This is a genomic window from Rummeliibacillus sp. GQ308 (assembly GCF_059759115.1).
Genome location: NZ_JCAXDQ010000001.1, coordinates 638062 through 650076, shown reverse-complemented (window position 1 = coordinate 650076; position 12015 = coordinate 638062). Strand labels below are relative to the sequence as shown.

Here is a 12015-nt window from a genome sequence, read left to right as displayed (position 1 = left end):
TGATACGAGGACTGAAAAGTCTCCCTTTTAGACAACTGCGAGTATGGAATGTGAAATCGTTCTCATACTCGCTTTTTTTATGGAAGACGTTGCCACTGTTCAAGACAGGCTGTACCATTCTGCTCAACAACATAGCTAATTTAAACATATGAAAAGAGGCAATTTCTATCCAAAAACAGAATAGCTATTGCCTCTTTTTATAATAATTACTTGATCTAAAAGGGTTGAGCCTATTCTTGCATTTGGCTCCGAATATATTCACGGATTATCGGCAAATCTGGTGGGCTTATGTTAGAAGGGATACTATTTATATGAAAGAATTTTAAGTCCGCAACCTCGTTTTCTTCTGCCTTTATGATTCCTTTATAATCTTTACATATATAAGCTGCTACTACATTATATACCTCATCACCATGAGGATATTGATAGTAAAGATCTTGGCCAGAAAAAACCTCTAATAGTATTAAATTGTTTGCAGTTAATCCTGTTTCTTCAAATAACTCTCTTTTGGCAACTTGTTCTAATGTTTCCCCTATCTCCATAGAACCACCGGATAACCCCCAACAATGATTATCCTTGCGAAGTTGCAACAATAGCTCATTTTTGTTATTAATAAGAATTACACATGCACCTACCATAATTAAAGGTCGACTGCCCACTATATTTCTTAATTCCTTAATATATCCCATATCAACCTCCGATAGCCTAAAAACTAATCTCTCTATTTAGTACCTTCACGTCCAAATGCTATTGTTTGAATATTTTCCTTATCAAGGAATGCTTCTATTTTTTTCTGTTCTTTGCCATTGACTACCCCATTTTTCTCAATGAGTGAACCAATGTTTAATTTAGAAAAATCCCCATCACTAACCTTATCAATTATTGTGTTTAATTCATGAATATATTCGTTTGAAGCCGTTATATAACGACTGATTCTTTCAGATTCTTCTTGATACCCTTCCGGTAAAGTATTATTCGAGATATATTGTGAGAATGATTCATCATTTTCTTTTATAAGCTTGTTAATCCTGTTCAGCTTTTTTGATTCACTTTTAGATAATTTCTCACCGTCATAAATATTGTCCTCAAATGGTTCACTAGCACGTTCTAATTTTTCATCACTATCTAGGTAGGTTTGTATGCTACGTTTCATTTCCTCTTTGTTAAGAGTTTGGTTTTTTTTGGTTGAATTGAAAACAGTACGCGGAATTTTCACATCTGCTATAAGTGGTGTATCGTCTTCCGCATCATCGATATATTCTTTCTGAGAACAACCACTCAGTGCACATACAATTAAGAAGCCATAAACAATTTTCCTCATATATTTATTCTTCTCCCCCTTAAGCATAGAGATTTCTCATTTGTCCTTTATCGCAAAACAGTGCGAATCAACTTTGCCTTTTGCTTATAAGGTGGATACAATAAATTATTCGCTAGTTTACTAGATCGTTTAAGAATAGATTTTGGATGTGTAAAGCATTCAAAACTAGCCTTACCGTGATAATTGCCGATACCTGACGGACCAACTCCCCCAAATGGCAGGTGGGTATTCCCGACATGTGCCATCGTATCATTAATGCACCCTCCGCCAAACGGCAATTCATCTAAAAAGTATTGAATGGCTTTTTCGGTCTCAGAAAAGAAATAAGCCGCAAGCGGTTTTGGCTTCTGCTTGATCCGATATATAGCCTCAGGCAAATCATCATACACTAATAAAGGAAGGATCGGACCAAAAATCTCATCTTCCATCACAGGATTATCCCATCTAATATCTTGTAAAACAGTAGGTTCAATATACAAATCTTCTCTGTCTACATTCCCGCCAAACAAGAGATGTTCCTTTTCCTTTGTGAGCAGTTGATTCAGCCGATCGAACTGCTTAGCATTGATAATACGTCCAAAGTCCGGACTCTCTTGTGGATTGGAGCCATAAAACTTTTGCAGCGTTTTTTTCAAATGGCGGATGAATGTTACTTTCACTGATTCGTGGACAAGCACATAATCCGGTGCCACACATGTTTGGCCTGCATTTAAAAATTTCCCCCACACAATACGTTTTACTGCTACTTCAATATTAGCTGTATGATCTACAATGACCGGGCTTTTACCACCTAGCTCAAGCACGTGTGGTGTTAATCGTTCGGCACATGCTTTGGCTACGATTTTCCCTACTCCTACACTGCCTGTGAAAAACACAAAATCAAAAGGTGCATGGATAAGTATGGATGTTTCCTCCACTTCGCCCTCTACCATACGTACATAACGTTCTTCAAATGTTTCTTCAACTATTTTTTGTATGACAGCTGCTGTGTGTGGAGCAGACTCTGTTGGCTTCACAATTGCTGTATTTCCACCAATAATGGCGCCAATCAACGGCTCCATGACAAGCTGGAATGGATAATTAAATGGGCCAATGATTAATGAAACACCATATGGTTCTCGAACCACCATGCTTTTGGCAGGTTGGAAATAGATCGGAGTAGGAACAGCTATAGGATGCATCCATTCTTCTAAATACTTCAGCATAAAACTGATGCTTTCTAATACAATACCGACTTCTGTCGAGTAAGCCTCAAACTCACTCTTATGTAAATCTTGATTTAAAGCGCTCATTATTTCTTTTTCGTTTCGTTGAATGGATCCCTTTAATTTCTTTAACTGTTCCCTACGGAATTCCAGTGTTTTTGTTGCACCCGACATATAATATTCTCGTTGCAAAGCGATCATGTTTTCAATATCTTGTACAGTAAAATTCGCCATAAAATCCCTCCTACAAAGTATAAAAAAAACCAACTTATCCATACTAATTTCAGCTAAATAGAATGTTGATTTTGCCAGTACGCACTGTCTTTTTTCAAATTGTACCATTTGTGAAAAATGAATACTAGTCGCGAAGGGAGTCATTAATATGATAAAAACAGACACTTGGTGGGAATCTTTATTTTCAGGGGATTTATCAATTGGACTATCACTGGAACGTCAACAGGAGCTAGAAGATGAAGGATTTTTGTATTTGCAAAATACAGAACGTTTTGAACGACAAGATGAGTTAACGATCTAACATATACCTTCATCTTACTTCAAGCATGTATACGCAACTATCCGTATACATGCTTTTTTCACTTTCAAAAAAAGGTGGAGACAGGAATGAACAAAAGTATCCAAATTTATAAAAGAGATATAAAAAATATTGTCATAAACAGTAGTTCAGCCATTATCATATTGGGGCTAATTATTCTACCCTCTCTTTATGCTTGGCTTAATATCGCTGCTTCTTGGGATCCTTACGGAAAAACCAATCAGATCCCCGTTGCTATTGTTAATGAAGATCAAGGAGCAACAGCTGGGAACCGCTCGTTTAATGCAGGGAAGGAATTAGTAGAGCAACTAAAAGGCAATCATGATATGGATTGGAAGTTTACAACAAGGACTAAGGCGTTGGATCGTTTGAATAATGGAGACTATTTCTCTGTCATCATCATTCCTAAAGGGTTTTCTAAGGAACTAGCGACTGTCACAAGCGGGCAGCCCCAACGCGCCAAGATGGATTACTTTGTAAACGAAAAGATTAATTCTATTGCTCCGAAAATCACCAGCAAAGGTGCTAGTGTTTTAGTCGAATCAATGAGCAGCAAATTTATCGGAACAGTGAATGGTATTATCTTTGATATTATGAACAGGCTTGGCGTAACGATGCAGGAAGAATTGCCTGATATCGAAAACTTTAAAAATTTGGTTTTCACTCTAGAAAGAGATTTACCGTCTATTTTCAACAAGCTTCAACGAGCGCAAAAGGACCTCAATAGCGCTGGTCAAATTCTTCAAAAAGCTAAAAAGGATTTGCCAGAAGCAAAGGCTTTAACACAAGATGGTCTTTCCACGATCAATCAGACATTAACTTTCATCAATAATGCAGAAACAAAAATAAATTCGCTCAAACCCCAAGTAAGAAATGATGTTGAAAAAATCCAGCATATTGCTACATCTGCCCAAGATCTCATTACAGCCTTAAACAACGATAACTTCACGCCTGCCACTTTGACTGATATGCATAATAAACTGAACCAGCAAGCGAGTACTGCACTTGAAAGATTGACCGCTATTCACACTGTCCTGACAACACTGCAACAAAACAGCAATAATCAACAAACAACGGAGGACCGTCAAGCGTTAGACAAAGCTTTACAGCAAACAGCCAATGCTCAACAAGCCATGGAAACCCTGCAGCAAAATATACAATCAAACACAGACCAAGTACAAGGGCTTTCTCAAAGGGTTGGAAAGCTACGGGAGTTTTCAGATACTGCCCTCACTGGCCTAACGAATTTTACGAATGAATTCGACAATGTTATTCAACCTACAATCGATTCACATATCAACCATATAAAAGAGATGCTAACAGGAGCGAAGGGTATATTGACAGATATCCAGTCCACTTTCCCTGAAATAACACGCTTATTAAACGTATCTGATAGTGCATTAGCTAGCACCAACCAAGGATTGCAAAAAGCAATTGCTGATTATCCGCTTATTCATAGTCGTGTACAAAAGCTCGCCAATCAAATACGCAGTTTCGAGAAAGAAACAAATCTTAACAGTGTCATCCAATTGCTCATCAATAATCCGACCGCTGAAAAGACCTTTTTTGAAGAACCTATTAAGATGAAAGAACATCGCGTATTCCCTATCCCTAATTATGGCACTGGCATGGCTCCGTTTTATTCTGTCTTGGCCATTTGGGTTGGCGGACTACTGCTTGTTTCATTATTGGCGACAGACGTAGAGGATAAGCAATATACTGTTCGAGAAGTATACTTTGGTAAGCTGCTGACATTTTGGACGATTGGCCTTTTGCAAGCGCTAATTATTGTATTAGGCGACCTTTTCCTCTTAAAAGTCTCCGTACAAGCACCGCTTCCTTTTTTACTCTTTAGCTTATTTATCAGCATTGTATTCATGACCATTGTTTACACGCTCGTTTCAGTCTTCGGAAATATCGGAAAAGCCTTATCCATTGTCCTGCTTGTATTGCAGCTGGCAGGTTCAGGAGGAACATATCCTGTCGTTTTGCTACCCAAGTTTTTCCAGATCATTAATCCTTACCTTCCCTTTACCTACGCGATTTCCTTGGCTAGAGAATCTATTGGCGGGATCATTTGGCAGAAGGTCATTTTAGACTTAACCTTCCTAGGTGGCGTCTTGCTATTTATCCTGTTATTTGGAAGTATTTTTAAAAAGCAAATGCAAACCATGACTTTAAAAATGACCGAGAAATCCAGAAAATCTGGTTTATTCCACTAAATCTACGTATTTCACATCAAAACGATACAACGTATTGACATTTGATGTTTTGAAAATTATGATAGATGGAGATTCTTACACAAGTAAGACTCAATAATCTCAAATAAGAGCCTTGCACAATTCCTGTGCAAGGCTTTTGTTTGCACTTTATCCTACAAATGATTCATTTCAGTAAAAATAGCTTGTCTTTTTTAAAAACCGTACTATAATATACAATTAGGTGCCAAACCTACGTGAGATTTATTCGTAAATCATCACAAAAAGGAACTCCATAACAGCACGGATTGCTGGGAGTTCTTTTCTATTAGCAGGCAGATGAGCGCCTGCTTTTTTATTTTGATTTGAAATTCCATACCATCTTTTTCTTCAGAGAAAACCTCCAAAGTTATTCTACATACAAACAATCCATACACAATAAAAACTGCCAACTCCAAAAGAGATTGACAGCCTAATTCTATTAAAATATTAAGTTTAGTATAAAATAACAAATGGCAGCTAAGGCAGCCGACGTTGGCATCGTAATAATCCATGTCATAACAATTTTGCGGGCTACTCCCCATTTAACGGCTTTTACTCGTTGTGCCGCGCCTACACCCATAATAGATGAAGAAATAACATGAGTTGTACTTACAGGCAAATGGATCAGCGTCGCACCGAAGATAATGGATGCGGATGCTAAGTCTGCAGCAGCACCATTAATTGGGCGAAGCTTCATAATTTTGCCGCCTACGGTTTTGATAATTTTATAGCCTCCGATAGACGTACCTAACCCCATCGCTGTGGCTGCTGCAATCCGCACCCATGTTTGAATTTCATCGCCTGTTTGCCAGCCTGCAGCAATTAACGCCATTGTCATAATACCCATAGCTTTTTGGGCATCATTGGTGCCGTGTGTAAATGATTGAATCGCTGCTGTACAAATTTGCAAGTAGCGGATCCCTTTATTGGTCTTATAAAGATGTGCCTTTTTAAAGATGACTTTGAAAAGAGACATCACAATGAACCCCATTGCAATAGCAATGAACGGCGAAAGAAGCAATGCTTCCAAAATTTTAAGGAAACCACCGTAATTCAAGATGCTAAAGCCTGCAGCTGCAATGGCTGCACCTGCAATCGATCCAATGATGGCATGCGAGGAACTAGATGGAATACCGAAATACCATGTCACTAAATTCCATATAATCGCTGCTATTAATGCTGCGAGAATTACCACTGACCCATTCTCTAAGGCGAAAGGATCGACAATATCCTTGGTAATGGCTTTCGCAACTCCTGTAAAAGTGATAGCTCCGATAAAGTTCATTACAGCAGCCATCATAACAGCTACTTTTGGCGATAATGCTCTTGTGGATACTGAAGTGGCAATCGCATTAGCTGTATCGTGGAACCCATTGATAAAATCAAATGCTAAAGCGAAAATAACAACGAGAACTGTTAATAGTATGATTGAATCCATGCTGCACTCACTTTCTATGCATTACGCATAATGATGGTTTCCATTGTATTTGCTACTTTTTGACATTCATCCGCAATATCTTCTAGTTGCTCGTAAATATCTTTAAATTGAATAATGCGGATTGGGTCTTTTTCATGTAAGAATAACTGTTTAATGGATACACGCAGTACTTCATCACATTTACTTTCGTAATCTTTTATTAAAATTGCATTTTCACGCATGCTTGTTAGATTTTTATTTTGCAATTTCTCCATTGCTTTCACAATTTCATCTGTACTCTTCACAATATATTCGATAAATGTATTCATAGATTCATCAATATCTGTTAACGCAAACATATCAAAATGTGCAATACATTCTTCCATGCCGTCCAGTACATCATCCATGCTGTTGGCTAGTGCCAAAATATCTTCACGTTCAATTGGAGTCATAAACGATTTATTCAACATCACAATTAACTCATGAATCAACGTGTCACCGTCAGTTTCATACTTTTTCATTTTTGTGCTAATTTCCTGTAGATCCTCAAAATTTTTAATTCGAAAATCATTGGCAAAATGCAAGGCTTCTTGTACATTCACTGATATTTTAACTAAGGCATCAAAAAATGGATCTACTTTCTTTCGACTAAACATAAAATCCCCCTGAAAAAGTTAGTATATACTATGTGCTGTTTGCAAAAATAGCATATCAGTAATTAAAATAAATTGCTTGTAAATTTACACTACTTAATAGAACATTTACAATCCTGTAACATTACTTACTAACTTTTTCAATAATTTCGATTTTATTCTCTTATAAACCTGAATATAAACTTCAACAACAAAAAAACCAGCCGCTTAGAGTGCGGGCTGGTTCAGTTTCAATGCTCGGTTGCCGATATCATTTCGCCAATGCAAGCCATCGTTCTTTATTTTTTTAATTTCTTCATACACTGTTTTATGTGCATCCTCCAAATCAGTTCCTTCAGCTGCAACAACTAGAATTCTTCCGCCATCTGAAATCCATTTACCGTCTTTAGATTGAGCTGTTCCAGCATGATAGATATGTACATCAGAAGATATTGTTTCCATTCCATCAAGTGAAATTCCTTTTGTATAATCTCTTGGATAGCCTTCAGCTGCAACAACTACGCCTAGCACTGCCTCTTCTTTCCATTCTAGCTCCATGTCTCGTCCATCTAAAACAGCTTCGATGGCCTCTGCTAAATCAGAACCAAGACGTGGCAAGACCACTTGTGTTTCCGGATCACCAAACCGAGCGTTAAATTCAATCACTTTAGGACCAGCATCGGTTAAAATTAGCCCGGCATACAGTACACCAGTAAATGGGCGTCCTTCTGTAGCCATCGCTTTTGCGGTCGGCATCAAAATATGATCAAGCGCTTCCTGCACGATCTCTTTTGAAATTTGTGGAACAGGCGAGTATGCCCCCATTCCTCCCGTATTCGGGCCCGCATCTCCATCAAAAGCTCGTTTGTGGTCCTGTGCAATAGCCAATGGGTACACTTTTTCTCCATTTACAAAAGCCATGAAGGAAAACTCCTCTCCTTCTAAAAATTCTTCGATCACCAATTTTTCGCATGTTAATTCTGACAATGCCTGCAGCGCCTCTTCTTCTGTCATAGCCACTACTACACCTTTACCAGCAGCTAGGCCATCTGCTTTCAATACAATTGGTGCCCCTTTTTCCATAATGTAAGATTTAGCAAGAGCAAAGTCAGTAAAAGTTTTATAATGTGCTGTGGGGATGCTGTATTTTTTCATTAGATCCTTTGCATATGATTTGCTTCCTTCAATCTCTGCCGCTAGCTTTGAAGGTCCAAACGCACGCAGTCCAGCCGCCTCAAAATCGTCTACTAGACCCTCCATTAAAGGTATTTCAGGACCTACAATAGTGAAAGTAATTTGATTTTCTTTTGCAAATGCGATAAGTCCGATATGGTCATTTTCATGGACGTTACATAGTTCAGCAACATCGGCCATTCCTGGGTTTCCTGGTGCTACAAAAACTCTATCAACATGCTCGCTCTCCGCAAGTTTTCTTGCAATAGCGTGTTCTCTGCCACCACGTCCCACTACAAGTACCTTCATCCAATCACCTCATTGTTAATGTTTAAAATGTCGAACACCTGTGAATACCATGGCAATTCCATATTCATCCGCTTTTTGTATAGAATCCATATCTCTAATAGAACCTCCAGGCTGAATAATGGCCGTAATGCCCGCTTTAGCAGCAGCTTCTACTGTGTCCTCCATTGGGAAAAAGGCATCTGAAGCCATAATACTGCCTGCTGCTTTTTCTCCTGCCTGTTCTAAGGCGATGCTAGCTGCGCCTATTCGGTTCATTTGACCTGCTCCCACACCAAGTGTCATTTGATCGTTGGAGACAACAATTGCATTGGATTTAACATGTTTCACAACCTTCCAGCCAAATTTCAACGCCTGCCACTCTGTTTCAGTCGGCTTCCGTTTTGTAGGCACTGTAGTTGTCGTTTCATCCAGCTTGGCATTATCACTATCTTGTACCAACAGCCCGCCTTCAATGGAAGAGATTCTTCTTTCTACATTTGAACCAGCCTCAAATGGGATGGTTAACAGACGAATATTCTTCTTCGCTTTTAAGAGATTGAGCGCTTCTGGTGTAAATGAAGGAGCGATAATAATTTCCAAGAAAATGCCGCTGAGTTTCTCAGCAGTTTTCACATCAACTGTTCGATTTAAAGCCACTATTCCTCCGAAAATAGAAGTTTCATCTGCTTCAAACGCCTTAGCAAAAGCTTCGGCTATTGTGTCACCTGTACCTACACCACAAGGATTACTATGCTTCACAGCAACCGCCGCGGGTTCTGCAAATTCCTTTGCAATTTGAATGGCCGCGTCTGCATCATTGATATTGTTGTAGGAAAGTGCTTTTCCATGAAGCTGTTTTGCTTTAGCGATTGAGAAAAGAGAGCCTAGTGGCTTTTCATAGAAAGCAGCTTTCTGATGTGGATTCTCTCCATAACGTAAGGATTGTTTTAATTGGTAAGTCACTGTTAGGCTTTCCGGATTTTCCTCCCCTGATAGTTCTGTCATATATTGGGCAATCATCGTGTCATAGGCTGCTGTATGGCGAAAAACCTTCGCAGCTAGCTTCCGATTTGTTTCAAATGAAACACTTCCTGTATGGGCTAATTCTAAAAGGATGCCTTCATAATCTGCTGGGTCAACAACCGCCGTAACATATTGATGGTTTTTAGCACTTGATCGAAGCATCGATGGTCCTCCGATGTCAATATTCTCGATGGCTTCTTCCCAAGTTACATCTGGTTTTTCAATGGTTTGTTGGAATGGATATAAATTGACGCAAACAAGCTGAATGGGTGCGATGCCATGCTCTTCTATCTGACGAAGATGGCTTTCTTCACCATGCTTTGCTAACAGTGCTCCATGAACCATTGGGTGGAGTGTCTTTACTCGTCCTTCCAAAATTTCAGGAAAACCGGTCACTTCACTGATGCCTGTCACTTCAATGCCCTCGTCCAATAGTGCCTTTTTTGTACCACCTGTTGAAATAATTTCAAATCCAGCATTCTTTAAACCCTTCGCAAAATCAATAATCCCTTTTTTATCTGATACACTCAGCAATGCTCGTTTAGACATATGATTCCTCCTCAACCTATGTTTACATGTTCTTGTTGAAATAGTTCTTTTAATACAGATGGATAAAGACGGTGCTCTACTATTTGAATACGTTTCTTCAACGATTCTTCCGTGTCATTCTCATAAATTCGCACGGACTCCTGTGCAATGACAGGTCCTGTATCCATGCCTTCGTCCACATAATGGACGGTGACGCCTGTCTCCTTTGCCTTTGCATCAAGTGCCTGCCCTATTGCATCTTTACCAGGAAAAGCTGGTAGTAGTGAAGGATGGATATTAATGATTCGTCCTTCGTATTCCCGTAGAATGGTCGGCCCAATAAGGCGCATATAGCCTGCTAAAATGAGATAGTCCACGCCTTCTGCAAGTAAATGCTCTAGGATTACTTCTTCATATGCTTTTTTACCTTCGTATTCCTTTGGATTAAAGCAAAAAATAGGAATCCCCAAGCCTTGGGCACGTTGTAGAACATAAGCCTCGTGATGATCACAGACAAGAAGGGACGTTTTTATTTTTAGTTCTTTCTTTGCTTCAGCTTCCATGATGGATTGAAAGTTTGAGCCGTTGCCTGATGCAAAAATAGCAATTTTTTTCATTAGGCAAACGACACTCCTTCCCCTGCAACTGTTTCGCCAATAATATAGGCTTCTTCACCTGATTTTTTAAAATGAGCTACAGCACGTTCGGCGTCTTCACGTTTCACGATCACAGCCAAACCAATGCCCATATTAAAGATTTGGTACATTTCATGTGTTGAGATTTGCCCTTTTTTCTGCAATAAAGAAAATATTGGGTGAACCTTCCAGGTGTCGAGTTTCACAACTGCTCCTACTCCGGCAGGCAGCATGCGAGGGAGATTTTCTACAAAACCTCCACCTGTAATATGGGCCATTCCTTTGATTTCAAATTCTTGCATCGCAGCCTGAATAGCTCTTACGTAAATTCTCGTAGGTGTAAGCAGCACATCGCCTAGTACTCCATCAATCTCCTCAACATACTGATCCAAAGGCATATCTTCAACAACTTTTCGTACTAACGAAAACCCATTACTATGAATGCCGCTTGAAGCAAGTCCAATAATCGCATCGCCAGGCTGGATGGATGCTCCTGTGATTAATTGAGATTTCTCGCACGCCCCTACAGCGAAACCAGCCACATCATATTCATCCGCATCATACATGCCAGGCATTTCAGCTGTTTCGCCACCGATCAATGCACAACCTGCTTGCTCACAGCCCTCTGCAATTCCTTTTACAATGTCTTCAATACGTTCCGGCACAGCTTTGCCCAACGCAATATAATCAAGAAAATAAAGTGGCTGTGCTCCCTGTACGACAATATCGTTTACACACATTGCGACACAGTCAATGCCGATTGTGTCATGGCGTCCCATCTTCATCGCTAGAAGAAGCTTTGTCCCAACGCCATCTGTACCTGATACTAAGACAGGTTCCTTTAAACCTAGTGTGGAAAGGTCAAATAGTCCGCCGAAGCCGCCAAGTCCACTCATCACTTCTGGCCTCATCGTTCTTGCCACATGTTTTTTCATGCGTTCTACGGATTCATAGCCGGCTTCAATATCTACACCAGCTTGTTTGTATGCATTTGCCATGG

General features: G+C 39.5%; 11 protein-coding genes. 2 read left to right on the top strand and 9 right to left on the bottom strand.

Translation table 11 applies throughout. The features are described 5' to 3' along the window. Positions 1–230: 230 nt before the first annotated feature. The 3 genes from AC6CHJ_RS03055 to AC6CHJ_RS03045 are packed head-to-tail and all read right to left on the bottom strand — an operon-like array spanning position 231 to position 2760. Positions 231–689: an NUDIX hydrolase gene (locus tag AC6CHJ_RS03055; RefSeq protein WP_498287256.1), complete on the bottom strand. Its 459-nt coding sequence runs from the start codon at positions 687–689 to the stop codon at positions 231–233. A 32-nt stretch (positions 690–721) separates the two neighbouring features. After that, positions 722–1321 carry an NDxxF motif lipoprotein gene (locus AC6CHJ_RS03050; protein WP_147194462.1) on the bottom strand — a complete coding sequence of 200 codons (600 nt, stop codon included), beginning with the start codon at positions 1319–1321 and terminating at the stop codon, positions 722–724. A 47-nt stretch (positions 1322–1368) separates the two neighbouring features. Continuing rightward, a complete protein-coding gene (locus tag AC6CHJ_RS03045; RefSeq protein ID WP_498287255.1) occupies positions 1369–2760 on the bottom strand; it encodes an aldehyde dehydrogenase in 1392 nt (463 codons plus the stop codon). A 148-nt stretch (positions 2761–2908) separates the two neighbouring features. Here AC6CHJ_RS03045 and AC6CHJ_RS03040 point away from each other — a divergent pair, with 148 nt between their 5' ends. Together AC6CHJ_RS03040 and AC6CHJ_RS03035 are read left to right on the top strand one after the other, a co-directional pair. After that, a complete protein-coding gene (locus AC6CHJ_RS03040) occupies positions 2909–3061 on the top strand; it encodes a hypothetical protein (RefSeq protein WP_173668467.1) in 153 nt (50 codons plus the stop codon). Positions 3062–3147: 86 nt separating this feature from the next. After that, a complete protein-coding gene (locus AC6CHJ_RS03035) occupies positions 3148–5301 on the top strand; it encodes a YhgE/Pip domain-containing protein (RefSeq protein WP_498287253.1) in 2154 nt (717 codons plus the stop codon). A gap of 457 nt (positions 5302–5758) precedes the next feature. Here the strand turns inward: AC6CHJ_RS03035 and AC6CHJ_RS03030 are convergent, their stop codons facing one another. From AC6CHJ_RS03030 to purM, 6 genes are all read right to left on the bottom strand, one after another. After that, complete coding sequence (locus AC6CHJ_RS03030) at positions 5759–6757, bottom strand: inorganic phosphate transporter (protein ID WP_147194472.1); 999 nt, start codon at positions 6755–6757, stop codon at positions 5759–5761. A 14-nt stretch (positions 6758–6771) separates the two neighbouring features. Next, positions 6772–7392 (bottom strand): DUF47 domain-containing protein, encoded by a 621-nt coding sequence (locus tag AC6CHJ_RS03025; protein ID WP_066784901.1) that lies wholly within the window; start codon positions 7390–7392, stop codon positions 6772–6774. Between the two features lie 204 nt (positions 7393–7596). Then, the gene (purD, locus tag AC6CHJ_RS03020) at positions 7597–8850 is read right to left on the bottom strand and encodes a phosphoribosylamine--glycine ligase (protein ID WP_498287251.1); all 1254 of its coding nucleotides are present in this window, start codon (positions 8848–8850) and stop codon (positions 7597–7599) included. Positions 8851–8865: 15 nt separating this feature from the next. Further along, positions 8866–10401: a bifunctional phosphoribosylaminoimidazolecarboxamide formyltransferase/IMP cyclohydrolase gene (gene purH / locus AC6CHJ_RS03015; RefSeq protein WP_498287249.1), complete on the bottom strand. Its 1536-nt coding sequence runs from the start codon at positions 10399–10401 to the stop codon at positions 8866–8868. Between the two features lie 11 nt (positions 10402–10412). Beyond that, entirely contained in the window at positions 10413–10997 is a 585-nt protein-coding gene (gene purN, locus AC6CHJ_RS03010) for a phosphoribosylglycinamide formyltransferase (protein ID WP_498287247.1), read from the bottom strand. Then, positions 10997–12013 (bottom strand): phosphoribosylformylglycinamidine cyclo-ligase, encoded by a 1017-nt coding sequence (gene purM / locus AC6CHJ_RS03005; protein WP_498287246.1) that lies wholly within the window; start codon positions 12011–12013, stop codon positions 10997–10999. Before purM ends, purN begins: the two co-directional genes overlap by 1 nt. Positions 12014–12015: the final 2 nt, after the last annotated feature.

Coding starts and splice junctions, on each gene's coding strand:
- purH (WP_498287249.1), bottom strand. CDS start 10,401: ATGTCTAAACGAGCATTGCTGAGTGTATCAGATAAAAAAGGGATTATT.
- AC6CHJ_RS03050 (WP_147194462.1), bottom strand. CDS start 1,321: ATGAGGAAAATTGTTTATGGCTTCTTAATTGTATGTGCACTGAGTGGT.
- AC6CHJ_RS03055 (WP_498287256.1), bottom strand. CDS start 689: ATGGGATATATTAAGGAATTAAGAAATATAGTGGGCAGTCGACCTTTA.
- purM (WP_498287246.1), bottom strand. CDS start 12,013: ATGGCAAATGCATACAAACAAGCTGGTGTAGATATTGAAGCCGGCTAT.
- purN (WP_498287247.1), bottom strand. CDS start 10,997: ATGAAAAAAATTGCTATTTTTGCATCAGGCAACGGCTCAAACTTTCAA.
- AC6CHJ_RS03030 (WP_147194472.1), bottom strand. CDS start 6,757: ATGGATTCAATCATACTATTAACAGTTCTCGTTGTTATTTTCGCTTTA.
- AC6CHJ_RS03025 (WP_066784901.1), bottom strand. CDS start 7,392: ATGTTTAGTCGAAAGAAAGTAGATCCATTTTTTGATGCCTTAGTTAAA.
- AC6CHJ_RS03040 (WP_173668467.1), top strand. CDS start 2,909: ATGATAAAAACAGACACTTGGTGGGAATCTTTATTTTCAGGGGATTTA.
- AC6CHJ_RS03045 (WP_498287255.1), bottom strand. CDS start 2,760: ATGGCGAATTTTACTGTACAAGATATTGAAAACATGATCGCTTTGCAA.
- AC6CHJ_RS03035 (WP_498287253.1), top strand. CDS start 3,148: ATGAACAAAAGTATCCAAATTTATAAAAGAGATATAAAAAATATTGTC.
- purD (WP_498287251.1), bottom strand. CDS start 8,850: ATGAAGGTACTTGTAGTGGGACGTGGTGGCAGAGAACACGCTATTGCA.